22 protein-coding genes are annotated in these 24,379 nt (G+C 73.7%); 9 read left to right on the top strand and 13 right to left on the bottom strand.

Features of this window, described 5'->3' with window-relative positions:
- The first annotated feature begins 41 nt into the window (after positions 1-41).
- The 3 genes from ACFY0D_RS33600 to ACFY0D_RS33590 are packed head-to-tail and all read left to right on the top strand — an operon-like array spanning position 42 to position 4,233.
- Positions 42-2,171 (top strand): putative cobaltochelatase, encoded by a 2,130-nt coding sequence (locus ACFY0D_RS33600; protein ID WP_390801714.1) that lies wholly within the window; start codon positions 42-44, stop codon positions 2,169-2,171.
- Positions 2,171-2,770 carry a cob(I)yrinic acid a,c-diamide adenosyltransferase gene (gene cobO, locus ACFY0D_RS33595; RefSeq protein WP_030013115.1) on the top strand — a complete coding sequence of 200 codons (600 nt, stop codon included), beginning with the start codon at positions 2,171-2,173 and terminating at the stop codon, positions 2,768-2,770. The genes ACFY0D_RS33600 and cobO overlap by 1 nt, the downstream gene beginning before the upstream one ends.
- Entirely contained in the window at positions 2,764-4,233 is a 1,470-nt protein-coding gene (locus tag ACFY0D_RS33590) for a cobyrinate a,c-diamide synthase (RefSeq protein WP_390801713.1), read from the top strand. The genes cobO and ACFY0D_RS33590 overlap by 7 nt, the downstream gene beginning before the upstream one ends.
- Before the next feature lie 29 nt (positions 4,234-4,262).
- Here the strand turns inward: ACFY0D_RS33590 and ACFY0D_RS33585 are convergent, their stop codons facing one another.
- Positions 4,263-4,988 (bottom strand): ZIP family metal transporter, encoded by a 726-nt coding sequence (locus ACFY0D_RS33585; protein ID WP_390801712.1) that lies wholly within the window; start codon positions 4,986-4,988, stop codon positions 4,263-4,265.
- Positions 4,989-5,124: 136 nt separating this feature from the next.
- Between ACFY0D_RS33585 and cobC the strand changes: the two genes are divergently transcribed.
- Together cobC and ACFY0D_RS33575 are read left to right on the top strand one after the other, a co-directional pair.
- Positions 5,125-6,546 (top strand): Rv2231c family pyridoxal phosphate-dependent protein CobC, encoded by a 1,422-nt coding sequence (cobC, locus tag ACFY0D_RS33580; RefSeq protein WP_390801711.1) that lies wholly within the window; start codon positions 5,125-5,127, stop codon positions 6,544-6,546.
- 273 nt (positions 6,547-6,819) lie between these two features.
- The gene (locus ACFY0D_RS33575; RefSeq protein ID WP_390801710.1) at positions 6,820-8,061 is read left to right on the top strand and encodes a CapA family protein; all 1,242 of its coding nucleotides are present in this window, start codon (positions 6,820-6,822) and stop codon (positions 8,059-8,061) included.
- A gap of 201 nt (positions 8,062-8,262) precedes the next feature.
- Here ACFY0D_RS33575 and ACFY0D_RS33570 read toward each other — a convergent pair whose 3' ends face one another.
- The 10 genes from ACFY0D_RS33570 to ACFY0D_RS33525 form a co-directional block, all read right to left on the bottom strand.
- Positions 8,263-9,195 (bottom strand): SCO1860 family LAETG-anchored protein, encoded by a 933-nt coding sequence (locus tag ACFY0D_RS33570; RefSeq protein ID WP_390801709.1) that lies wholly within the window; start codon positions 9,193-9,195, stop codon positions 8,263-8,265.
- A gap of 331 nt (positions 9,196-9,526) precedes the next feature.
- Positions 9,527-10,666, bottom strand: a complete 1,140-nt coding sequence (locus ACFY0D_RS33565; RefSeq protein WP_390801708.1) for an amidohydrolase family protein — start codon at positions 10,664-10,666, stop codon at positions 9,527-9,529.
- Between the two features lie 30 nt (positions 10,667-10,696).
- A complete protein-coding gene (locus ACFY0D_RS33560) occupies positions 10,697-11,758 on the bottom strand; it encodes an aminotransferase class V-fold PLP-dependent enzyme (RefSeq protein ID WP_390801707.1) in 1,062 nt (353 codons plus the stop codon).
- Positions 11,759-11,863: 105 nt separating this feature from the next.
- Positions 11,864-12,571 (bottom strand): DsbA family oxidoreductase, encoded by a 708-nt coding sequence (locus ACFY0D_RS33555; protein ID WP_301371937.1) that lies wholly within the window; start codon positions 12,569-12,571, stop codon positions 11,864-11,866.
- A gap of 65 nt (positions 12,572-12,636) precedes the next feature.
- Positions 12,637-13,137 carry a GNAT family N-acetyltransferase gene (locus tag ACFY0D_RS33550; protein ID WP_390801706.1) on the bottom strand — a complete coding sequence of 167 codons (501 nt, stop codon included), beginning with the start codon at positions 13,135-13,137 and terminating at the stop codon, positions 12,637-12,639.
- A gap of 63 nt (positions 13,138-13,200) precedes the next feature.
- A complete protein-coding gene (locus ACFY0D_RS33545; protein WP_390801705.1) occupies positions 13,201-14,649 on the bottom strand; it encodes a peptidoglycan D,D-transpeptidase FtsI family protein in 1,449 nt (482 codons plus the stop codon).
- 62 nt (positions 14,650-14,711) lie between these two features.
- A complete protein-coding gene (locus ACFY0D_RS33540) occupies positions 14,712-15,410 on the bottom strand; it encodes a response regulator (protein WP_390801704.1) in 699 nt (232 codons plus the stop codon).
- The gene (locus tag ACFY0D_RS33535; protein ID WP_390801758.1) at positions 15,407-16,675 is read right to left on the bottom strand and encodes a sensor histidine kinase; all 1,269 of its coding nucleotides are present in this window, start codon (positions 16,673-16,675) and stop codon (positions 15,407-15,409) included. The genes ACFY0D_RS33540 and ACFY0D_RS33535 overlap by 4 nt, the downstream gene beginning before the upstream one ends.
- Before the next feature lie 5 nt (positions 16,676-16,680).
- On the bottom strand, positions 16,681-17,673 hold the full coding sequence (locus tag ACFY0D_RS33530; protein ID WP_390801703.1) for a hypothetical protein: 993 nt from the start codon (positions 17,671-17,673) through the stop codon (positions 16,681-16,683).
- Between the two features lie 103 nt (positions 17,674-17,776).
- Positions 17,777-18,559, bottom strand: a complete 783-nt coding sequence (locus ACFY0D_RS33525) for an IclR family transcriptional regulator (protein ID WP_202202105.1) — start codon at positions 18,557-18,559, stop codon at positions 17,777-17,779.
- Between the two features lie 127 nt (positions 18,560-18,686).
- Here ACFY0D_RS33525 and ACFY0D_RS33520 point away from each other — a divergent pair, with 127 nt between their 5' ends.
- From ACFY0D_RS33520 to ACFY0D_RS33505, 4 genes are all read left to right on the top strand, one after another.
- Positions 18,687-20,210 carry an aldehyde dehydrogenase (NADP(+)) gene (locus ACFY0D_RS33520; protein ID WP_390801702.1) on the top strand — a complete coding sequence of 508 codons (1,524 nt, stop codon included), beginning with the start codon at positions 18,687-18,689 and terminating at the stop codon, positions 20,208-20,210.
- Positions 20,211-20,300: 90 nt separating this feature from the next.
- A complete protein-coding gene (locus ACFY0D_RS33515; RefSeq protein ID WP_390801701.1) occupies positions 20,301-20,522 on the top strand; it encodes a hypothetical protein in 222 nt (73 codons plus the stop codon).
- Between the two features lie 79 nt (positions 20,523-20,601).
- Positions 20,602-21,849, top strand: coding sequence for a TerD family protein (locus ACFY0D_RS33510; RefSeq protein WP_390801700.1), 1,248 nt, complete (start codon positions 20,602-20,604; stop codon positions 21,847-21,849).
- A gap of 102 nt (positions 21,850-21,951) precedes the next feature.
- On the top strand, positions 21,952-22,128 hold the full coding sequence (locus tag ACFY0D_RS33505; protein ID WP_189735878.1) for a hypothetical protein: 177 nt from the start codon (positions 21,952-21,954) through the stop codon (positions 22,126-22,128).
- Positions 22,129-22,158: 30 nt separating this feature from the next.
- On the opposite strand, the gene ACFY0D_RS33500 is transcribed toward ACFY0D_RS33505, so the two are convergent.
- Both ACFY0D_RS33500 and ACFY0D_RS33495 read right to left on the bottom strand, forming a co-directional pair.
- Positions 22,159-23,598 carry an alkaline phosphatase PhoX gene (locus tag ACFY0D_RS33500; RefSeq protein WP_390801699.1) on the bottom strand — a complete coding sequence of 480 codons (1,440 nt, stop codon included), beginning with the start codon at positions 23,596-23,598 and terminating at the stop codon, positions 22,159-22,161.
- A gap of 210 nt (positions 23,599-23,808) precedes the next feature.
- Positions 23,809-24,327: a proline dehydrogenase gene (locus ACFY0D_RS33495; RefSeq protein ID WP_390801698.1), complete on the bottom strand. Its 519-nt coding sequence runs from the start codon at positions 24,325-24,327 to the stop codon at positions 23,809-23,811.
- Between the last annotated feature and the right edge of the window lie 52 nt (positions 24,328-24,379).

Raw genomic sequence — 24,379 nt, 5'->3', positions numbered from 1 at the left:
CACACGGCAACGGTCCGCGCCTTCCAAGGAGTGAGCAACGCATGAGCACGCCCTACCCGTTCACCGCAGTGGTCGGCCAGTCCGACCTGCGGCTGGCGCTCCTGCTCAACGCCGTGAGCCCGGCGGTCGGCGGGGTGCTCGTGCGCGGTGAGAAGGGGACGGCCAAGTCCACCGCCGTCCGCGCACTGTCCGCACTGCTGCCGCAGGTCGACGTCGTGTCGGGCTGCCGGTTCAGCTGCGCGCCCGCCGCGCCGGACCCGGCCTGCCCGGACGGTCCGCACGAGGCCGGCCCCGGCGGCGTCCGGCCCGCCCGCATGGTGGAGCTGCCCGTCGGCGCCTCCGAGGACCGCCTCGTCGGCGCCCTCGACATCGAGCGGGCCCTCGCCGAGGGCGTGAAGGCCTTCGAGCCCGGGCTGCTCGCCGACGCCCACCGCGGAATCCTCTACGTCGACGAGGTCAACCTCCTCCACGACCACCTGATCGACCTGCTGCTGGACGCCGCCGCGATGGGCGCCTCGTACGTGGAGCGCGAGGGCGTCTCCGTCCGGCACGCCGCCCGCTTCCTGCTCGTCGGCACGATGAACCCCGAGGAGGGCGAGCTGCGGCCGCAGCTCCTGGACCGGTTCGGGCTCACCGTCGAGGTGGCCGCCTCCCGCGAGCCCGCCCAGCGCGTCGAGGTGGTCCGCCGCCGGCTCTCCTACGAGGACGACCCCGCGGGCTTCGCGACCCGCTGGGCCGGAGACGAGCACGAGGTCCGCGCCCGGGTGGTGGCCGCGCGGGCGCTGCTCCCGAAGGTCTCGCTCGGCGACACCGCGCTCCTGCAGATCGCGGCGACCTGCGCCGGGTTCGAGGTCGACGGGATGCGTGCCGACATCGTGATGGCCCGGACCGCGACCGCGCTGGCCGCCTGGGCCGGGCGGACCGACGTACGCAAGGAGGACGTCCGGCAGGCCGCCCTGCTGGCGCTTCCGCACCGGCGGCGCCGCAACCCGTTCGACGCGCCGGGGCTGGACGAGGACATGCTCGACCGGATCCTGGACGAGTTCCCCGACGAGGAGCCCGAGCCGGAGCCGGACCCCGAGGGGCCCGACGACGGCGGACCCGGGGACGGCGGTCCCGACGGCGGCCCGGGTGGCACGCCCCCGCAGGGCGGCGGACCGCAGGACCCGGGGGCCTCGGCCGAGACCCCCGAGGCCCCCGAGAGCGGCGAGGCCCCGGCGGAAGCCCCCGAGGCCCCGCAGCCCTCCGCCCAGGAGGCCGCCGGGCCGGAGCAGGCGGCGGTCCGTGCCGCCGAGCCGTTCCGGACCAAGATGCTCAGCGTGCCCGGTCTCGGCGAGGGCGCGTCCGGCCGCCGGTCCCGCGCCCGCACCGCCCACGGCCGCACCACCGGCGCCCAGCGCCCGCGCGGGCACCTGACGAAACTGCACCTGACCGCCACCATCCAGGCCGCCGCCCCGCACCAGAAGGCGCGCGGCCGCGACGGGCGCGGCCTCGTGATCCGCAAGGACGATCTGCGCCAGGCCACGCGGGAGGGGCGCGAGGGCAACCTCGTCCTCTTCGTCGTCGACGCCTCCGGCTCGATGGCCGCCCGGCAGCGCATGAGCGCGGTCAAGGGCGCGGTGCTGTCCCTGCTCCTGGACGCCTACCAGCGCCGGGACAAGGTCGGTCTGATCACCTTCCGGGGTGCCACGGCCGAGCTGGCCCTGCCGCCGACCTCCTCGGTGGACGCGGCGGCGGCCCGGCTGGAGCAGCTGCCGACGGGCGGCCGCACCCCGCTGGCCGCCGGGCTGCTGAAGGCCCACGAGGTGCTGCGGATCGAGCGGCTGCGGGATCCCTCGCGCCGGCCGCTGCTCGTGGTCGTCACCGATGGGCGGGCCACCTCGGCCGGGAACGCCGGGGGCCGTACGGACAGCAGCCCGCGGGAGCTCGCCGGGCACAGCGCGCGGCTGCTGCAGGCCGGGGGCGTCGCCTCGGTGGTCGTGGACTGCGAGTCCGGGCCGGTCCGGCTGGGGCTGGCCGGCGTACTGGCCCGGGACCTCGGCGGTCCGGCCGTCACGCTGGACGGGCTGCGGGCCGACTCGCTGGCCGGGCTCGTGAAGAACGTACGTACCGCGGTGACATCCGCCGCTTCACCCCACAGCAGCAGCAACAGCAACAGGAGGGCCGCGTAATGCCTCAGGGACAGCCGTCCGTCGTTCCGGACGACGGGCTCACCACGCGCCAGCGCCGCAACCGTCCGCTGGTCTTCGTCCACACCGGCCCCGGCAAGGGCAAGTCCACGGCGGCCTTCGGGCTGGCGCTGCGCGCCTGGAACCAGGGCTGGCCGATCGGGGTGTTCCAGTTCGTCAAGTCGGCGAAGTGGAAGGTCGGCGAGGAGAACGCGCTCAAGGTGCTCGGCGCCTCCGGCGAGGGCGGCTCCGTCGTCTGGCACAAGATGGGCGAGGGCTGGTCCTGGGTGCAGCGGGACGCGCAGCTCGACAACGAGCAGGCGGCCAAGGAGGGCTGGGAGCAGGTCAAGCGCGATCTGGCCGCCGAGACGCACAAGCTGTACGTGCTCGACGAGTTCGCCTACCCGATGCACTGGGGCTGGATCGACGTCGACGAGGTCATCGAGGTGCTGCGCAACCGTCCCGGGACGCAGCACGTGGTGATCACGGGCCGCAACGCGCCGGAGAAGCTGGTGGAGTTCGCGGACCTCGTCACCGAGATGACCAAGGTCAAGCACCCGATGGACACGGGACAGAAGGGCCAGAAGGGCATCGAGTGGTGACTTCGTACCGCTTCAACGTGCCTCGGCTGGTCATCGCCGCTCCGTCGTCCGGCAGCGGCAAGACCACCGTGGCCACGGGCCTGATGGCGGCCTTCTCGGAGCGCGGCCTCGCCGTGTCCCCGCACAAGGCCGGGCCCGACTACATCGACCCCGGCTACCACGCGCTGGCCACCGGCCGGCCGGGACGCAACCTCGACGCCTTCATGTGCGGGCCGGAGCTGGTCGCTCCGCTGTTCGCGCACGGGGCGGCCGGGTGCGATCTGGCCGTGGTCGAGGGCGTCATGGGGCTCTACGACGGCGCCGCGGGCCGGGGTGAGCTGGCGTCGACGGCACAGGTCGCGAAGTTGCTGCGGGCGCCGGTGGTGCTTGTGGTCGACGCCTCCTCGCAGTCGCGGTCGGTCGCGGCGCTGGTGCACGGCTTCGCCTCCTTCGACCCGCAGGTGCGGCTGGGGGGCGTGATCCTGAACAAGGTCGGCTCCGACCGGCACGAGGTGATGCTGCGGGAGGCCCTGGAGGAGGCGGGGATGCCGGTCCTCGGTGTCCTGCGGCGGGCTCCGCAGGTGGCCACGCCCTCGCGCCACCTGGGGCTGGTCCCGGTGGCCGAGCGGCGCACCGACGCGCTCGCCTCGGTGTCGGCGCTGGCCGCGCAGGTCCGGGCGGGCTGCGACCTGGACGCCCTGATGGCCTTGGCCCGCACGGCCCCGCCCCTGGACTGCGAGGCGTGGTCGCCGGCTGCTGCGCTGACGCGCAGCTGGGGCGGTACTTCAGCCTCGCCGGCGTTCGAGGCGCGGGGGTCCGGTGGCAGCGCCCCCGGCAACGGCGCCGCACCGGCAGACCTCGGCGGAGCCCCCGGCAGGCGGCCGGTGGTCGCCGTCGCGGGCGGACCGGCGTTCACGTTCTCCTACGCCGAGCACACGGAGCTGCTCACCGCCGCCGGAGCGGAGGTCGTCACCTTCGACCCGCTCCGGGACGAGGCGCTCCCGCCCGGTACCTCCGGCCTGGTGATCGGTGGCGGCTTCCCGGAGATGTACGCGCCCGAACTGTCCGCCAACGAACCGCTGCGGGCGGCCGTCGCCGCCTTCGCCGCGGCCGGCGGCCCGGTCGCCGCCGAGTGCGCCGGGCTGCTGTACCTCGGCCGGTCGCTGGATGGGAAGCCCATGTGCGGGGTGCTCGACGCCGACGCGCGGATGTCGGAGCGCCTCACCCTCGGCTACCGCGAGGCGGTGGCGGTGTCCGACAGCGCGCTCGCGCAGGCCGGGACCCGGCTGCGCGGGCACGAGTTCCACCGGACGGTGATCGAGCCGGGCGCCGGGGCGGCCCCGGCGTGGGGGTTCACGCACCCGGAGCGCCGGGTCGAGGGCTTCGTGCAGCAGGGTGTGCACGCGAGCTACCTGCACACGCACTGGGCGGCCGAGCCGTCCGTCGCGCGCCGTTTCACGGAAGCCGCGGCAGCACGGCGGTGACCGCCGTCGCCTCCGTCCCCGGCCGGCGCTCAGTCCGCGATGCCCACCACCAGCCAGATCCCGGCCACCCCGCCCACCGTGCACATCAGCGTGGACAGGGCGGGGTGCTTGTGGTGTGCCTCGGGAAGGATCTCGGCGGACGCGAGGTACAGCAGGACGCCTCCGAAGAAGCCGAGGTATGCGCCGAGGGGTTCCTCCGGAAGGGTGAACAGCAGAGTGGACGCCGCACCCACGACGGGGGCGACGGCGTCCGCGAAGAGCATCATCAGGGCCTTGCGGCGGTCGTTCCCGTAGAGGCTGGTGAGCGTGTACGTGTTGAACCCGTCGGCGAAGTCGTGGGTGATGACGGCCAGCGCCACGGCCACGCCCATCCCCCCGCCGACCTGGAAGGCCGCGCCCAGGGCCACCCCGTCGGCGAGGCTGTGGCCGACCATGGCCGCGGCCGCGGTCAGCCCGACCTGGGGGGTGCGGCCGCCGTCCTCGGCGCCGTGCGCGGCCTGGCGGACCGCCAGCAGCCGCTCCACTACGTGCGCGACGAGGAAGCCGCCGACGAAGAGCAGCAGGGCGAGCGGTACGCCGAACACCTCGCCGCCCGCCGCGTGAAGGGCCTCCGGGAGCAGGTCGAGGCCCACGACGCCGAGCATCAGCCCGCCGGCCAGGCCCAGCACGAGGTGGCGGCGGTCGGTGACGCGCTGCGCCGCCCATCCGCCCGCCAGGGTCATCAGGAACGCGCCCAACGCCACGATCACGGCCATGCGCCCCTGAATACAGACTCCTTGCCCCGCGCGCACGTCCGCGCGCGGATGGCGGGTGGCGGAGGGTTGACGGCCGACCGGCCGGTGGTGTTCCAGTGGCGGTGACGGCGACGGTGACTACGGAAGGAGGGCCCCGGTGGGCGAGTACGCGACGCAGGTGGTGGTCGGGGTCGGCGGACGTGCGGGGGTTTCCGTCGCGGAGGTCTGCGCCCTGGTCGAGGAGACGCTGCGGGGGGCCGGGCTGGCCGTGGGGGCGGTGACGGCGCTGGCCACGGTGGAGTCGAAGGCGGGCGAGGCCGGGATCACGGGTGCGGCGGAACGTTTCGGCGTGCCCCTGGTGAGCTATCCCGCCGCCCGGCTGGCCGCCATCGCCGTGCCGCACCCCTCGGAGGCGGCGCGCGCCGCCACCGGGACTCCCTCGGTGGCGGAGGCCGCGGCCCTCGCGGGCGGCGGGGAACTCCTCGTGCCCAAGCGGCGGTCGGTGGCGGCGACCTGTGCCGTGGCCACGGCGCACGCGCACGACCTGCGCCACCACGGGGACGCCGAGGTGATCGACGCGGGTTCCGCGCTGGTGGACCTGGCGGTCAACGTACGGGCGGACACTCCCCCGGACTGGCTCAAGCAGCGGATCGCCGCCTCCCTCGGGGATCTCGCCGCATATCCCGACGGGCGGCGCGCCCGCGCGGCGGTGGCGGCCCGGCACGGGCTGCCGGTCGAGCGGGTGCTGTTGACGGCCGGGGCCGCGGAGGCCTTCGTACTGATCGCCCGGGCCCTCGGAACCGTACGGCCGGTCGTGGTGCATCCGCAGTTCACCGAGCCGGAAGCGGCCCTGCGGGACGCGGGGCACCAGGTCGAGCGCGTGGTGCTGCGGGCGGCGGACGGCTTCCGGCTGGACCCGGCGGAGGTGCCCGAGGACGCGGACCTGGTGGTGATCGGCAATCCGACCAACCCGACGTCCGTGCTGCACCCGGCGGGAACCCTCGCCGCGCTGGCCCGGCCCGGCCGGATCCTGGTCGTGGACGAGGCCTTCATGGACGCCGTGCCGGGCGAGCGGGAGGCCCTGGCCGGACGGATGGACCTGCCGGGGCTGGTGGTGCTGCGGAGCCTGACCAAGACGTGGGGGCTGGCGGGCCTGCGGATCGGCTACGTACTGGCCGAGCCCGAAGTGATCGCGAAACTGGCGGCCGCGCAGCCGTTGTGGCCGGTGTCGACCCCGGCGCTGGTGGCGGCCGAGGCCTGTGTGGCTCCGGCGGCGCTGGCCGAGGCGGAGGAGGCGGCCCGGCGGATCGCGGTGGACCGGGCGCATCTGCTGGCCGGGCTCGCGGAGTTCGACGAGGTGACGGTCGTCGGGGTGGCGGAGGGACCGTTCGTCCTGATCCGGGTGGCGGGCGGGGCGGAGGTCCGCACCCGGCTGCGCGCCCTCGGCTTCGCCGTCCGCCGCGGGGACACCTTCCCGGGGCTGGACCACTCCTGGCTCCGGCTGGCGGTGCGCGACCGGGCGACGACGGGCCGGCTGCTCCAGGCCCTGGACCACGCCCTCGCACTGGCCGCGCGCTGACCGTGAGCCGGCCGTGAGCTGCGCGAGCCGGCCGTGAGCTGCGCGGGCCGGCCGTGAGCTGCGCGAGCCGGCCGTGAGCTGCGCGAGCCGGCCGTGAGCTGCGCGAGCCGGCCGTGAGCTGCGCGGGCGGCCTCCAGGGCACCCGTCTGACCTGTGCTCCTTACCGAGCGCTGATGATGCCGTCACCCGTTCGGCCCCCTACGATGGCCGCGGGGGCGGGGCCGGGTGAGGATCCCCGCATCGGTCATCAGTGCATGACATCGGGGGTCGGGCATGAAGGCATACGTCAGGACAGGCACGGCGCTGGCCGCGCTCGCGGTCGTGGGCGGCGGGATCTACGCCGTGCCACGGCTGCTCGACAGCGGCGCGGCGCCCGCCGCGGAGCAGCGGCTCCAGGGCGATCCCGGGCAGGGCGAGCCGGCTCGGGGGAAGCCGGACGCTCCGCGGCCCGCCGCCCCGGGGAAGCCGTTCACCCTGGTGGCGACCGGCGACATCATCCCGTACCCGTCGATCGTCCAGCGGTCGGCTGACGACGCGGGCAAGGCCGGGGAGTACGACTTCCGGAAGATACTCGCCGGGGTCAAACCCCTGGTCTCCGCCGCCGACCTGGCGATATGCCACCACGAGATACCGTACGGGCGCCCCGGCGGCCCCTACACCGGCTACCCCACTTTCAAGGCCCCGCACCAGTTGGCGGACGCCCTCAAGGACGCCGGGTACGACAGCTGTTCCACCGCCTCGAACCACACCCTGGACGACGGCTACGAGGGCCTCGCCCGCACCCTGGAGCACCTCGACCGGGTCGGCATCCCGCACGTCGGCTCGGCCCGCAGCGCGGAGGAGGCCAAGGCCCCGGCGCTGCTCGCCGCGGGCGGCGCGAAGGTCGCCCAGCTCTCCTACACGTACGGCACGAACGGCATCCCGCTTCCCCAGGGCAAGCCGTGGTCCGTCAATCTGATCGACAAGGACCGGATCATCGCCGACGCCCGGGCCGCGCGGGCGGGGGGCGCGAACGTGGTGGTGCTCAGCGTCCACTGGGGCACCGAGTGGCAGACCGCGCCGGACGAACAGCAGAAGGCGCTGGCGCAGGAGCTGACCGCCTCCCGCTCGGCCGACGGGCTCCCCGACATCGATCTGATCATCGGCACGCACAACCACGTGCCGCAGCCCTACGAGAAGATCAACGGCACCTGGGTGGTCTTCGGGATGGGCGACCAGGTCGCCAGCTTCGTACCGGCCGACAAGCTGCGGGGCAACCAGTCCTCGGTCCCCCGCTTCACCTTCTCCCCGGCGGCGGGCCGACCGGGCCGCTGGGAGGTGGTGAAGGCCGAATACCTCACGCAGTACTCGGACATGGGGCCGCCGTTCCGCGTCGTCTGCGCCTCCTGCGCGGCCTCGGACACCTCGCTCCCGGCCGCGAAGCGGAGCGAGTACGCGCGGATCGACCAGCAGGTCACCGAGGCCGTGATGTCCCGTGGCGCGGGCGGCCAGGGACTGGAACACGCCACCCGCTGAGCCCGTCACCCTCCGGGTACGTCACGCTCTGGTACGTCACCCTCTGGTACGTCACAGCGCCGAGCATGTCCCCCGCCGGGGCCCGCCGGCCCATGAGTCACCGGACACGCCGCCCGTCCTCGCCCGTCACCCGTTGAGCACTCCCCTCCGTGCGCTCCTCGGGGCGGGCGCGCCGGGCGGCGGCCCGGGGCTCCCGACGCCCTACGAGGCCCTGCCCCGCCGGGTGATCAGGAGCGCGCCCCCGCCGATGGCGAGCAGGGTCAGGGCCCCGCCTGCGACGTAGGGAGTCAGTGAACCGCCGCCGGTCTCGGCGAGGTTGGCGCCGGTGGTGCCGCCGGACGTGGCGGAACCGGAGCCGGTCCCCGTCGCCGTCTGGGGCTTGATGTCCGGGTCCGCGGGCGGGTTCGCCGCCGGCGCCGCGCCCGTCGGGGACTCGCAGTGCGCCTCGGCGAGCACGATCTCGCCGTCGACCTTCGCCACGTTCAGGTTCAGCGGGTTCACCGCCACCTTCAGGCGGAGCGCGGCCGCGGCCGCCGTGGTGTCGGTGGTCTCCGTGGCGGACAGCTCCAGGTCGATCCGGCCCACTCCGGGGACCTCGACCTTGGTGGGGCCGCCCGCCGACAGGGTGACCTTCTTGCCGAGCGCCGTCACCTTCCCGAGGGCGTTCGCGCTCGCCACCGGCTTCTTGCCCGCCTCGCAGACGGCCTTGGAGGTGACCTTCTCCACCTCGATGAGGGAGAGCAGCGGCAGTCCGGGCACGTGGACGGAGGCATTGGCGAGGTTCGCCTCCGCCTCGGCCCGGGACTTGTCGGCGGTCGCCTTGGAGGTGGCCACTTCGGCGCGCAGCACGCTGATCGGATCGTTCCCCTCGACCCCGTCCAGGGTGACGGTCAGCGCGGTCTTCTCGGCCGTCGCCGGGGCACTGACCTCGTTGAGGGTCGTCTTCAGCGGGACGTTCACGGTCTTGTTGAGCAGGCCCACGTCCAGTCCGGCACGCAGGACGACGGCGCCGGCCTTGCCCTCACCCCCGGCCGCGCCTCCTCCCGTGGCGAAGGCGGGCGGAGCGGTGAGCAGGGCCACCGCTCCCGTGGCGAGGAGGACGGCCGCGGGCATGCGGAAGGTATGGCTGTTCACGGTGGTGGAACCCCCGGGGAGTTGGGTGCCGTCGGGCCGCCGATGGGGGACATCGCGGGCGCCGACGGACTCGACCCCGGAATCTTTACGCACTGTGGGTGAACGGGGGTCAACCTGACCTGAGTTCATCCCAAAGGGTGGTTTCCGGGCGCATATTCGAATCATTACGCCTCATGGAGAACGCAAGTTGTCCCCTTTCACGGACACCCGGTCCGCGCGGTCGTCTTCAACGACCGACGGGCCGCGGATGTCACGCGATGTCAACCGGGCGCCGCCCGCACGCCCGCACGCCCGCACGGCTCAGGCCCGGACGCCCGCACGGCCGCACGGCTCAGGCCCGGACCCTGCCGTTCACGACGACCCGCAGCGGCCGCGCCAGCACGCCTACGTCGGCACGTGGGTCGGCGGCGTACACCACGAGGTCCGCGGGCGCCCCCTCGGTCAGCCCCGGCCTGCCGAGCCACTCGCGGGCCGCCCAGGCCGTCGCGGAGAGGGCCTCGATCGGCGGGATACCGGCCTTGACCAGCTCCGCGACCTCCGCCGCGACCAGGCCGTGCGGCAGGGAGCCGCCCGCGTCGGTGCCGACGAAGACCTCGATGCCCGCGTCGTAGGCGGCGCGGACGGTGTCGTAGCGCCGTTCGTGGAGCCGTCGCATGTGCGCCGACCAGTACGGGAACTTCGCCTCGCCGCCCGCCGCCATCTTCGGGAAGTTGGCGATGTTCACGAGCGTCGGGACGATCGCGACCCCGCGCTCCGCGAACAGCGGGATGGTGTCCTCGGTGAGGCCGGTGGCGTGTTCGATGCAGTCGATGCCCGCCTCGACCAGGTCGCGCAGCGAGTCCTCGGCGAAGCAGTGCGCCGTGACGCGGGCGCCCAGCCGGTGCGCCTCGGCGATGGCCGCCTCGACCTCGGCGCGCGGCCAGCAGGCCGCGAGGTCCCCGGCCTCGCGGTCGATCCAGTCGCCGACGAGTTTGACCCAGCCGTCCCCGCGCAGCGCCTCGCGGCCGACGTACTCGACGAGGTCGGCGGGTTCGATCTCGTGGGCGTAGTTGCGGATGTAGCGGCGGGTGCGCGCGATGTGCCGCCCGGCCCGGATGATCTTCGGCAGGTCCTCGCGGTCGTCGATCCAGCGGGTGTCGGAGGGCGAACCGGCGTCCCGGATGAGGAGGGTGCCGGCGTCGCGGTCGGTGAGGGCCTGGCGCTCGGCGGTCTCGGCGTCGACCGGGCCGTGGGCGTCCAGGCCCACGTGGCAGTGCGCGTCGACCAGTCCGGGCAGGGTCCAGCCGGTCACCGTGGTGACCTCGCGGGTGCCGCGCGGGCGCTCGTAGGAGATCCGGCCGCCGACCACCCACAGCTCGTCGCGTACCTCGTCGGGCCCGACCAGCACCCGGCCTTTGACGTGCAGCACATCATGGCCGTCGCGCACGTCCCCGACATCGCCTGCATGGCTCACACCGCTCACATCGCTCATGGCGGCACTGTACGCACGGGCCCTGCCGCTTCAGGAGGCGGAGAGGGCGTCCAGGAGCCGGTCCACGTCCGCCTCCGTGTTGTAGAGGTGGAACGAGGCCCGCAGGAGGCCCGCGCGAGCCGATGTGACGATGCCGGCGGCCTCCAGGGCGGGCTGCCGGTCGGCGAGGCCCGGCACGGAGACGATGGCGGAGTCGCCGGCGACGGGCTCGTGACCCAGGCGCGCGATCCCGGCCCGGTAGCGGGCGGCCAGCGCGGTGTCGTGGGCGTGGACGGCCTCGATGCCGATCCGCTCCAGCAGGGCCAGCGCGGGCGCGGACGCGTGGTAGGCGAGGAAGGCCGGGGACTCGTCGAACCGCCTCGCCCCGTGGGCGAGTTCCGCCATCGGTCCGTAGGTGGCGTCCCCCTCGGCCACCGCCGGAACCCATCCGGCGTGCAGCGGGGTCAGTGTGTCCTGGGCCTCCGCCGACACCGTCAGGTACGAGGCTCCGCGCACGCCGAGCAGCCATTTGAACCCGGCGGCGACCGTGTACTCGTACGGCGAGGCGTCGAACGGGAGCCAGCCGACCGCCTGGGTCGCGTCCACGAGCATCCGGGCCCCGTGCGCGGTCGCCGCGGCGCGCACCGCCGCCAGGTCGGCCTTGCGGCCGTCCGCGGACTGCACGACGCTCAGCGAGACCAGGGCGGTGCCGGGGCCCACGGCCTCGGCGACGGACTCGAGCGGGGCGAAGCGCACCTTGAGGTCGCCGCGCGCCACGAAGGGGTTGATCACGGAGGAGAACTCACCCTCGGGGCACAGTACTTCGGCGCCGGGCGGGAGCGAGGCGGCGACGAGGCCGACGTGGGTGGAGACGGCCGAGCCGATGGACACGCGGTCGGTGTCCACCCCGACCAGGCGGGCGAAGGCCGCCCGGGCCCCGTTCACGCGGTCGAAGTCACCGAAGCCGGTGGGGAGCCCGGCCCCCGCCGCCTCGGCCAGCTCCCGTACGGCCGCGACGGCGGAACGCGGGACGACCCCGCACTTGGCGGTGTTGAGGTAGGTGGTGGAGTGGGCGAACTCGGCACGGGTCGCTTCGGCGAGCGGAAGATCCATGCCGTCAACTCTGCGCCAGGAACGGCCCGTAGTCCATCGCCCCGCCGCCTGAGTCGCCCGAGTCCGCCCGAGTCGCCCGAGTCCTCCGGTCTCGGCGAGTGCTCCTTACGCCTGGGGGACCGCGCACGCGCCGTCGGGCTCGCAGGCCTCGGCGGCCGCGGCCGGTTCCTCGACCTCGCGCCCGGCCCACGCCTGCTCCAGGGCCCGGGTGAACACCTCGGCCGGCTGTCCGCCGGAGATCCCGTAGCGGCGGTCGAGGACGAAGAACGGCACGGCGTTCGCGCCCAGCTCGGCGGCCTCGCGCTCGTCGGCCCGGACCTCGTCGGCGTAGGCGGAGCCGTCGGCGAGGACGGTGCGGGCCTCGGCCTCGTCCAGTCCGGCCTCGACGGCGAGCGCGATCAGCACCTCGGGGTCGAAGACGGAGCGCTCCTCGGCGAAATTGGCCCGGTAGGCGAGGTCGAGGAGTTCTTCCTGGCGGCCTCGGGCGGCGGCCAGGTGCAGCAGCCGGTGGATGTCGAAGGTGTTGCCGTGGTCGCGGCCCTCGGTGCGGTACGTGAGCCCCTCGGCGCGGGCGCTGGCGGCGACGTGCTCCTCCATGCCGCGCGCCTCGTCGAGGGTGCGGCCGTACTTCTTGGCGAGCATCTCCACGACGGGGGCGGTGACGCCCTTCGCCCCGCCCGGGTCGAGCTCGAAGGACCGGAAGACGACCTCCACCTCGTCGCGGTGCGCGAACTCGGCCAGCCCCTTGGTGAAACGGGCCTTTCCGATGTAGCACCAGGGACAGGCGATATCGCTCCAGATTTCGACGCGCATGATCCTTTTTCTCTCCGGGTTCGGGGGGTGAAACGGTTTGTGGTTCAACCATTCACCGCACCGTCTCATTCCCCGGACGGGGCCTGCACCTGGCCCACCTGCAGCCAGAGGGTGCGGTGGGTGCCCGAGCGGGGGGCCGACGGGTCCGCGCGCCAGCCCTGGGTGGCGTAGAAGGCCTGGGCGCGGAGGTTGTGCTCGTAGACCTCCAGGCGGACCCGGCGGATTCCGGCCCGCCGCCAGGCGTCCAGGCAGGCGGCGTGCAGGGCGGCCCCGGTGCCGCGGCGCCAGTGGATGGGGTCGACGTGGAGCTGGGTGAGGGTGGTCTCGCCGTCCCGCGTGCGGAACGCGGCGACCCCGGTGAGCTCGCCGTCCTGCTCGGCGCAGAGCACCTCGCCCTCGGCCGCGTCCCGGGCGAGGGCATGCGACCAGCCCTCGCGGGTCCGCTGGAGCTCGGCGTCGCCCGGGTAGGCCTGCTCGGGGATGTGGCCCTGGTAGTAGGTGGCGCGGGCCCGGGTGTGCAGGGCGGCGATCGCGGGGAGGTCGGCGGGGTGCGCGGCTCTGATCATGGGAGTGGGAACGCGCCGGGAGCCTCGACGGTTCCCGGCGCGTCGGCCGTCCGGACTTCGTGGCTACTTCTTCAGCCACGCCTCCATCATCTTCTGGGCGATGGGGGCGGCCAGCTTCCCGCCGCCGATCTCGGAGCGGTCGGTGTCGGAGTTCTCGATCACCACGGCCACCGCGATCTGCTTGCCGTTCGACTTGCCGTACGAGGTGAACCAGGCCAGCGGTGCGAGGCTGTTGTTGACACCGCGCTGGGCGGTACCGGTCTTGCCGCCCACCTCGGCGCCGGACACCTGGGCCGGCTTGCCGCCGCCCTCGGTGGCGACCGTGCGCATGGCGTCGCGGATCATCGAAGCGGTCTTCTCTCCCATGACCTGCTGGGACTTCGGGTCCTTGAAGCTCTCCAGCACGTCGCCGCCCGCGTCGGTGACCTCGGAGACCAGGTGCGGGGCGACGAGCTTGCCGCCGTTCTCGATCGCGGCCGTCACCATCGCCATCTGGAGCGGGGTGGCCTGCACGTCGAACTGGCCGATACCGGTCTGCGCGACCTGGTCGATCGACATCTTCTTCGACGGGTACTTGCTGGGCGGGTTGGTGCGGACCGGGGTGTCGATCTGCACGTTGAAGCCGAGCTTCTCGGCCGTCGCCCGCATCTTGTCCTGGCCCAGCTTGGAGGCGAGCTCGGCGAAGACGTTGTTGCAGGACAGCTTCAGGGCGGTGCGCACCGAGACGTTGTTGCAGGCCGCGGAGCCCGCCTCGCTGGGCAGCGGGGTGCGGGTGCCGGGGATCGTGTACGGGTCGGCGATCCCGGTCTGCCGGTCGAGGTCGGTGACGAGGCCGTTCTCGATCGCCGCGGCGAGGGTGACCAGCTTGAAGGTGGATCCGGGCGCCTGGGGCTTGCGCAGCGCCACGTTCTCCATGGCCTTGCCCTTGTCGGCGGAGAGCTCCGCCCAGGCCTCCTTGTCGTTGGCGCCGGCGATGCTGCCCGGGTCGAAGGAGGGGTTGTTCACCACGGCGAGGATCTCGCCGGTCTTCGGGTCCATGGCCACGGCCGCGCCCTGCTTGCCCTGGAGCGCGTCGTAGGCGGCCTTCTGGACGTCCTTGTCGATGGTGGTCAGGACGTTGCCGGGGGCGGCCCGCTTGTTGGTGAGCATGTCCATCACCGTCTTCAGCCGGCTGTCGGAGCCGTTGAGGACGTTCTTGTAGATGCCCTCCAGCAGGGTGGTGCCGTAGGCCTGGGAGCTGTAGCCCGTGACGGGTGCGTAGAGGGGGCCGTCGACATACGTCCGCTTGTAGCCGAAGTCCTTGCCGCCCGTCTTCTCCGAGCCGGTGATCGCCTCCCCGCCCACGATGATGTTGCCCAGCGGGTTCTCGTACTGCCCGATGAGATTCCGGCGGTTGTGCTTGTCGTCTGCGAGGGCCTGGCCTTGGTATGCCTGCACCCAGGTGACGCGGACCAGCAGGGCCAGCACCAGAAGCAGACAGAAGACCGACGCACGCCTGATCGTCTTGTTCATCCCCCAGAAGGACGTCTCTGCGGTCCCAGCCGTTCCGCTCTGCCCCGGTTGTGGCGGGGTTCTCAGCTTTTCTTCATGATGAAGCCTCCCTCGTAGGCCGCGATGACCGCCTGGGTGCGGTCGCGGGAGCCGGTCTTGGTGAGGACCGCCGCGACGTGCGTCTTGACGGTCTGCGGCCCGACGCCGAGGCGCTCGCTCATCTCGTGGTTGGACAGCCCGGTGGCCATCAGACGCAGGACGTCGGCCTCGCGCTCGGTGAGCCGGGCCACCCAGGGCGCGTCGGCGGGCGGGGCGCCGGCCGTGTGGGCGGCGGCGAGGGAGCGGACGGCGGCCGGGAAGAGCAGCGAGTCGCCGCGGGCGACGAGCCGGACCGCGCCGATCAGCTCGTCGGGGTCGGCCCGCTTGAGGAGGAAGCCGGCGGCTCCCGCGCGCAGCGCGTCGTAGACGTAGGCGTCGTTCTCGAAGGTGGTGACGACCACGATCCGGGGCGGCTCGGCCATGGTGGCGAGGATCTGCTGGGTGGCCCGGATGCCGTCGATCTCGGGCATCCGGACGTCCATGAGCACCACGTCGGGGGCCAGTGAGCGGACCAGTGGAACCGCCTCGGCCCCGGTGGCCGCCTCACCGACGACCTCCAGGTCGGCTTCGGCCTCCAGGATGACCCGCAGCGCGGTGCGAACCATCCGCTCGTCGTCGCAGAGCACGATGCGCAGCGGCGGCCGCGGCGCGGGAGGGGGCGCGGGCGCGGGCGCGGCGGTCATCGGGCTTCCTCGGCGAGCGGGAGGACGGCCCGCAGCCGCCACCGGTCCCCGTGCGGGCCGGCCTCGACGCTGCCGCCGAGCAGTGCGGCGCGCTCCGCGGCGCCGCGCAGTCCGCGGCCCCCGGTGGTACGGATCTCCCGGTCCTCGGCGGGGGCCGCGGGCGGATTGGTCATGGTGATCTCCAGTTCACGGTGTGCGGTGTCGGGGCCGGCCTGTACGCGGATCCGCAGATCCACCGGGCCCGCGCCGTGCCGCAGGGCGTTGGTGAGGCCCTCCTGGACGATCCGGTACGCCTCGCGGGAGGCGATCGCCGGGAGGGCGGCCCAGTCCCCGGCGGGTCCGGGGTCCTGGTGCGCGGTGACGCTGGTGCCGGCGGCCCGGGTGCGGGCCAGCAGTCCGTCGAGGTCGGCGGCGAGGGTGGGCGCGGGTGCGGCGTCCGGCCGGGCCGGGTCCCCGTCCCGCAGCAGGCCCAGGACGGCGTCGAGCTCGCCCACCGTCCGCCGCGTGGTGTCCTCGATCGCGGCCAGTGCCTCCTGTACGAAGTCGGGGTCGCGCTCCAGCATCCGCCGGGCGGCGGCGGCCTGGAGGGTGACGGCGCTCAGGGCGTGTCCGACCGCGTCGTGCAGCTCCCGGGCCAGCCGGTTGCGCACGGCCAGGTCGGCGGCCCGCTCCTCGGCCGCGGCCAGCCGGTCCGCCGCCGTGGGCCCGAGCAGGACGGGCGCCATCCTCGCCAGCAGCTTCCCGGCCCCGACCGCGCACAGGGTGAGCCCGGCCAGCAGCCCGATCCCGGCCAGGGGCGCGATGTACGGGCCGGCGTCCGTGGCGAACCAGCCGTACGTCAAGGAGACGTCCCGCAGCCGCCCCACGACCGGTACCGCGATCAGCATGACCGCCATGGGCGGCACCGCGAGGGTCATTCCGCTGATCAGCGCGCCGGTCCCCAGGTGCAGGGTCCACCAGGCCGAGGCCCGCCCCCGGGCGGCCCAGGACGTGGCCGGACCGTCGGCCAGCCGCTCCCCCGGCACCTCGCACATGGCCCGGACGGCGGCCACCGACATCGGCCGGACCGGCCCGACCAGCGCCGTGACGGCGACGAGGGGCAGGGAGGCGGCGTACGCGAGGAAGGTGAGCGGGGCGGAGTCGAGCGCGTTGACCCCGCCCGCGACGACACCGACCACCACCTGCGTGAGCAGGAAGTACGGCATGAGCAGGGCGCCGCCGAGGATCAGGTGCACCCAGCGCCACCGGGCCCGCGCCACCGGCAGCCGGCTCACCCCGGGCGGCGGGTGGCGAGGAACCGTATGAGGACGGTGCCGGTGAGCAATCCGGTGATCATCTGACCAGCGTAGATCAACAGCGTTGTGGCGGGCGGCCCTTCGCCGCCGTCCAGCTGCGGTCCCATCGCGGCGACCGTCATCCATGCTCCCCAGTTCAGCGCCGCCGCCCCGCCGATCCAGGCGAGGCCCAGCGGCCACCGTGCCCGCAGCGTCCCGCCTCGGGCCAGCAGCAGGGCTCCCGCTCCGGCGGCGAGCGCGCATATCGCGTGGGCCGCGGACACCACGGCCGTGTCCGCCGAGTACGCGGCCGCCCGCTCGGCGCCCAGACCGGCGGGACCTCCGAAGGCCCAGTACACCAGCTCCCCCGCGACCGCCAGGCCGACGGCCGCCGCGGCTGCCGCCACCACCCCCGTGGACGACGGCAGCCGCTCCCCCGTCACGCCCCGCCAGGCCCGCCCCCAGCGCTCCCGCGCATAGGGCACGAACAGAGCGGCCAGGGCGAGTCCTTGGACCGTGAATCCGCCGTAGACGACGTGGAACACCCACGGGTCCAGGAAGGGCTTCCGCGCCGCCTCCACCGCCGGGTCCGTGCCGAAGCCGACGGCCCGTACGAGCAGTTGGCCCGGGAAGCCGAGGAGGATCGGGGTCAGCAACCCGGTGGCCACGAACACCGGGACGGTCAGCAGCGGGCCCGGCACCCGTATGCCCCAGGGCCTGGTGAGCACCAGCACGAGCAGGATCACGCAGGCGTCCATGGCCAGCGTGACGGCATTGGCCACGTTGAAGAACGGGCCCGGCTCCCGCAGCACGCTGCCCTCGGGTATCCCGAGGTGACTCCCGCACAGCCAGAGCGTCTTGAGCCCCAGATACGGCACGGTGGCGGTCAGGGCCACTGCCCGCAGGATCCGCCGCCCGCTCCCCAGGCGGGAGGGCGACGGCCGCTTCACTTCCGTCAGGTCACTCGGGTGCGTCTCTCGCGTGTTCATGACTCAACGGTCGCGTCCGCGCGGCCCCGCCACCTCCCCCTTGAAGGGGAACCGCCTCCCCCACGCGGGGGAGGAACAACGCCCGCCCCGCCCGCGGCGCGTGTCACATGCGGCGCGTCACGACCGACAGCCGGTCCCGCGCCTCGAACAGCGCCGCCTTGATGACCTGCTCGTGCTCTCCCGTCAGCCGGGCCACCGGCACCGAGCAGCTCACCGCGTCCCGCGCCGGCGTCCGGTACGGCACGGCCACCCCGAAGCAGCGCAGCCCGAGCGTGTTCTCCTCCCGGTCCACCGCGTACCCCTGCTCCCGCACCAGCGCCAGCTCCTCGATCAGCTGCTCCCGGTCGGTGACCGTGTGCTCGGTGACCGCCTCCAGCCGCCGCGGCAGCAGCCCCCGTACCTCCTGGTCCGTGTGCGTGGCCAGCAGGGCCTTGCCCAGCGCGGTCGAGTGCACCGGCAGCCGCCGCCCGACCCGGGTGAAGGGGCGCAGGTAGTGCTGGGACTGCCGGGTGGCGAGGTAGACCACGCTCGTCCCGTCCAGCCGGGCCAGGTGGATGGTCTCCGTCGTGTCGTCGGAGAGCCGGTCCAGGGTGGGCCGGGCCGCGGCGACCACCTCGTCGCCGTCGATGTAGGAACTGCCGACCAGCAGGGCCCGTACGCCGATGCCGTACCGGGTACCCGTCGCGTCCGTCTCCACCCACCCCAGATTCACCAGCGTCCGCAGCAGCATGTAGAGGCTGGACTTCGGCAGGGAGAGGTCGTTCTGGATGTCGGCCAGGCTGTGCAGCCCCGGCCGCGCCGCGAAGTGCTCCAGCAGCAGGACGGTCCGCACCGCCGATTTGACCGGCGCCGCCTGGGCGGGGATCCCCGACTCGGTCGTCGTCATACGCCTGCTTCCCCTCTGGTCGCCTCTTGTCACGCCGAGGACGCGGAAATAGAGTCCACAGCAGATGTGATCATTCATCCACCGGAACTGCGTTCAGAATACTGAACGATCCAGGAGGCAGTGGGCCATGACAACGACACCAGTCTGGAGTGTGGACCCCCGCACCGGGAAGCAGCGCGAACAGGTTGCGGTGGAGGCCACACCCGGCGAGGTGGACGAAGCCGTACGGGCCGCCCACGCCGCCCGTGGCTCGCTCGCCGACGCCACCGTGCGCGCCGCGTTCCTGCGCGCCGCCGCCGCGCTGCTGGACGAGGCCGCCGCCCACGTGATCGAGGCCGCCGACGCCGAGACCGCGCTCGGCCCGGGCCGGCTCACCGGCGAACTGGCCCGCACCACCGGCCAGCTGCGCGCCTTCGCCGACGCCGTGGACGCCGGGGCCTACCTCGACATCCGGATCGACCGCGCCGACCCCTCCCTCAGCCCGCCGCGCCCCGAACTGCGCCGCTACAAGGTCCCGCTGGGCGTGGTCGCGGTCTACGCCGCCTCCAACTTCCCGCTCGCCTTCTCCGTCCCCGGCGGGGACACCGCGAGCGCGCTCGCCGCCGGCTGCCCGGTGGTCGTCAAGGCGCACCCCGACCACCCCGCCACCTCCGAGCTGTGCGCCTCGCTGCTGCGCCGGGCCGCGGCGCTGACCGGGCTCCCGGCCGAAGTGGTGAGCGTGGTCCACGGGTTCGACGCCGGCCTGGAGCTGATCCGTCACCCGTTGGTGGCGGCCGCCGGATTCACCGGTTCCATCCGGGGCGGGCGGGCCCTGTTCGACGCGGCCGCCGCCCGGCCCGTACCCATCCCCTTCCACGGTGAACTGGGCTCCCTCAACCCCGTCGTGGTCACCCCGGCCGCCGCCGCCGAGCGCGCCGAGGAGATCGGCTCCGGGCTCGCGGGCTCGGTCACCCTGGGCGTCGGCCAGTTCTGCGTGAAGCCCGGCCTGGTGCTGGTCCCCGAGGGCGCGGACGGCGACCGGGTCACCGGCGAGCTCACCAAGGCGCTCGGGGAGACCGAGCCGGGGGTGCTGCTCGACCACCGGATGCGGGAGAACTTCGTCTCCGGGGTACGCGAGCGGGCCGCGCTGCCCGGTGTCGACGCGCCCGTGACCCCGGGCTCCGGCGGCGAGCACACCGTCGGCGCGGGCTATCTGACCGTGCGCGCCGGGAGCCTCCTGGAGGGCGGCGCCTACGACGTCCTCCTGGAGGAGTGCTTCGGTCCGGTCACCGTCGTCGTGCGGTACGCCGACCAGGGCGAGGCGAGCGCGGTCCTCGGGCGCCTCGGCGGGAACCTGAGCGCCACCCTCCAGCTGTCGGCCGCCGAGACCGAGGGCGCGCCCGGCCCGGCCGCCGAGCTGATCGGGCAGGTCACCGGGCTGGCGGGGCGGATCGTGGTCAACGGCTGGCCGACCGGGGTCGCGGTGGCCCCGGCCCAGCACCACGGCGGCCCGTACCCGGCCGCGACCTCGCACTCCACCTCGGTGGGCGGCACGGCGATCGAGCGCTGGCTGCGTCCGGTGGCCTACCAGTCCGTACCGGACGCACTCCTTCCGGCGGAGCTGCGCGAAGCCAACCCGCTGGGGCTGCCGCGTCAGGTCACCGGGGGCTGAGCGTCCCGGTGTCCCGGCAGGCTCCGCCGCCCGCCGGGACACCGGAGATCCCGTTGCCCGCGCCCGGCCCGTCGCGGCAGGCTGCGCCGCATGCCGAGGCCGCACGGGTTCACCTGCGAACGCCACCGGGACGACTCCGTCGTCATCACCCACCGGGGCCGCACCGCGGCCACCCTGCGCGGGAGCCGCGCCGAGAATCTCCTGGCCGAGGTGGGGTCCGGCGACGCACAGCTCGTGAGGGCCCGCTGGACCGGCTCGCACAAGTCCGGCAACGAGCGCGTCACGCGCGGTCACCCCCGCAATCAGCGCTGACATCCCGAACGTCGCGAAACATCCCGCGAGGGTAAGGGAACGGCAAAGCACCTCCGGTCGTTCTCCGGGCATGACCGCTATGACCCCTGGATCCAACCTGCCGCTCAATGCCGTCCGCGTGACGGTCGACGTGGCTGCGCCGGTACGGCTCGACGTATCGGCCCTGCTCCTGACGGCGGACGGCAAGGTGCGCTCCGACGCCGACTTCATCTTCTTCAACCAGCCCTCCGGGCCCGGTGTCAGCTACCGGTCCGGCGGGGGTACGGCACCGGACTCGATCACCGTGGACACGGCCGCCCTGCCTCCGGGCATCGAGCGGATCGTGGTCACCGCCAGCCCCGACGCCGCCGGGCAGTCCTTCCAGGGCATCGAGCCCACCGGCACCGTGCGCAACGCCGACGGCGGCGCGGTGATCGCCTCCTTCACCCCGCCGCAGCTGGGCACCGAGACCGCGCTCGTCGTCGTCGAGGTCTACCAGCGCGGCGGCGTGTGGAAGGTGCGCGCGGTCGGCCAGGGGTACGCCAACGGTCTCGCGGGCATCGCCACCGACTTCGGGGTCTCCGTGGACGAGGAGCCCGCGGCGCCCCAGGCCGTGACCCCGCCCGCGCCCCCGGCACCCCCCGCGCCGCCGGCCCCGCCGGTCTCCTACCCGGCCTCCCCCTGGCTCGGCGGCGCCACCACGCCCGCGGCTCCCGCCCCGGCCGCCCCCGTGGCACCTCCCGCACCCGCGGCCCCCGCGCCCGGCACCGGCAAGATCAACCTCGACAAGGGCCGGGTCAGCCTCCAGAAGAACCAGACCGTCTCCCTCGTCAAGGGCGGCCGCCCGCTGCTCTCCCAGGTCAAGATGGGTCTGGGCTGGGAGCCGGCCTTCCGCGGCAAGGACATCGACCTCGACGCCTCCGTCATCGCGTACGGCCCCCAGCGCAACCACATCGACAGCTGCTACTTCGGCAAGCTGTCCATCCTCGGCGGTGCCATCAAGCACTCGGGTGACAATCTCACCGGTGAAGGCGCGGGTGACGACGAGGTGATCGTCGTGGACCTCGGCCGGATCCCCGCCGACGCCACCGGCCTGGTGTTCACGGTGAACTCCTTCTCCGGCCAGAAGTTCACCGAGGTGGCCAAGGCCTACTGCCGTCTCATCGACGCGGCGAGCGGCGAGGAGCTGGTGCGCTTCGACCTCACGGGCGCCGAGCCCCAGACCGGCGTCATGATGGCCAAGCTGATCAAGCAGTTCTCCGGCGAGTGGGAGATGACCGCCATGGGCGACTTTGTGAAGTCGCGCACAGTGCGCGGCATGGTCAAGCCCGCCGCGCAGGCACTCTGAGCAGGTGGGCGGGCACATGCGGCCACCGGTACGCGTCCCGGGTGATGGATGCCACGCGTAATCCGTAGGTGGCTGTCAGTGCCCGCCCGTAGCCTTGAAACCATGCACGAGACACTCACCCCCGCGGGGCCCGCCCGCCCGTCCGCCGCCGAGGCGAACGAGGCGATACGGCACCTTGTCGAGACCCGGGTGGACGGCGAGTGGCCCTCGGAGGCGTATGAGTTCCTGCTCGCCGAGTGGGCCGAGGCCTCGCGCGCGGAGGTTTCCCCGGCCCTGTAGGCGGCACGTGGGGTGTGGCGCCGCCGACGGTCAGTGCGCGCGCCGCCACGGCCCGGTGATGGCCAGCATGATGCCCGGGTCCTGGATGTTGGCGTACAGCGTGCGCCCGTCCGGGGAGAAGCAGACACCGGTGAATTCGGAGTACTCCGGCGCCTCGGGCGACCCGTTGTTCAGCTCGTTGCGCGCCAGCGGGTAGGTGCGTCCCGAGGAGGTCGCGCCGAACAGGTGCTGCAGCCCCGAGCCGTCCTCCGCGATGATCAGGCCGCCGTACGGAGAGACGGTGATGTTGTCGGGGCCGTCGTAGCCGCCGTCGACCGACGGGTCCGCGTTGATCCCGATGAGGACGGTGAGGCGGACCGTGCGCCGCTTGGGGTCGTAGAACCAGACCTGGCCGTCGTGGGCCGCGCCCGGGCTCTCCTCACGGGCGTAGGACGAGACGAAGTACGTGCCTCCGTCCGCCCACCACATGCCCTCCAGCTTGCGTCCGCGCGTCACCACACCGTCCGTGAACTGCTTGCGCACCGGTACGGTCCGGGCATCGCGGTCGGGCACGTCCACCCAGTCGACCCCGTACACGGTGCCGATCTTCGTGGCGCGCGAGAAGTCGTCGACGAACCGGCCGGAGCTGTCGATGCACTTGGCGGCCTGGAGCACGCCGGCGTCGGCCGCGAGCGTACGGAGTTTGCCGCGCCCGTGGTGGAAGCCGCGGGGCGGGGTCCAGCGGTAGAGCAGCCCGTTGGGGCCGGAGGCGTCCTCGGTCAGGTAGGCGTGGCCCTGGCGCGGGTCGATGACCACGGCCTCGTGGTCGTAGCGGCCGAAGGCCTTGACCGGCCGCGGGTCACGGTTGGCGCGCCGGTCGTGCGGGTCGACCTCGAAGACGTAGCCGTGGTCCTTCGTCATGCCGTTCTTGCCGGCCAGGTCCGAGTTCTCCTCGCAGGTCAGCCAGGTGCCCCAAGGGGTGGCGCCGCCAGCGCAGTTGGTCGACGTACCGGCGATGCCCACCCATTCGGCGACCTCGCCGCCGCGCCGGACCTCGACGACCGTGCATCCGCCGGCCGCGGCCGGGTCGTAGACGAGGCCCTCGGTGAGCGGGACGGGGTGGGCCCAGTTCTCCCGCTTGCCCTTGAGCTCGTGGTTGTTGACGAGGAGGGTGACCCCGCGGTGGCCCTCGAAGGCGGCGGTCCCGTCGTGGTTGGACGGGGTGATCTCGCCGGAGTCCAGCTTGGTGACCCCGCTGTGCGTGATGACCCGGTACGTGAACCCGGCGGGCAGGGCCAGCAGTCCGGCCGGGTCGGGGACGAGCGGGCCGTAGCCGGGCTCGCAGGGCCGCCCGTGCTCGTCGCGATCGGTGCTGTCCTCGGCGGCGAGCGCCCCGGGGGCGGTGGCGAGGGCGCCGACCGTCCCGGTGAGCGCGACTCCCGCTCCGGCGATGACGGTACGAGCGGTGAAGTCTCTACGGCTGAGCGGCATCGGATCTCCAGGGGTGGGGAGGTGGTGCGCCTGTCGTGCGGTCGTCGGCGCACACGCTCTCGCCCGCACGTGAACGGCGGCTGAACTACCCACCAAGAGGAACCGACCCCTTGCCCTGCCCCGGAATGGCCAACTCCGACCCCAGGAACGGCGCATTGTCGCCACCCTTCCCGGGCACCCGCTCCGGGCACCCCGATCGGGGGGCCCGGTTCAGCCGGTCCCGCCGATGGCGCTGCGGGCCGCGAGGCGGAAGTCCTGGACCGACCGGTAGAGGATCCGCTGCCGTTCGGCGGCGAGGGCTGTGTCCTCGGCCTTGCGGGTGGCGTCCCCGGCACGGGCGTTCGCGGCCATCCGCCGCATGACGTGTGCGAGATCGCCGGAGGCGTGGGTGACGCGTTCGGCGACCTCCGCGAGGGGGGCCGGCCCTTCGAGGATGACGATTTCGGCAGCGCGGTGGACCTCGCGGGCCAGCGTGACGAAGCGGCCCGTCTTCTCGTCGAGGTCGGACAGGTCCGGCGCGTCCGCACGCAGCGCGTCGAGTACGGCGTCCATGGCGATGTCGCGGTCGTGGAGCGCGCCGAGGTAGCCGGCGTAGGCATCGCGGCGGTGCTGACGGCTCCACTGGGCGTGCTGGGACCGTGCCTGCGCACGGCCGTTGACGATCGCGGCCCCGAGGGTGGTCACGGAGCCGACGGCGGCGCCCAGCAGTGCGGCAAGTCCTGAGTCCATGGCGCCCATTGTGTCCACCGGGGATCGTGGGACAGGAACAGCCCTCGGAAAT

The sequence above is a fragment of the Streptomyces sp. NPDC001502 genome (assembly GCF_042894785.1).
Taxonomy (GTDB): Bacteria; Actinomycetota; Actinomycetes; order Streptomycetales; family Streptomycetaceae; genus Streptomyces; species Streptomyces kutzneri.
This window is presented reverse-complemented; position numbering and strand designations above follow the sequence as displayed.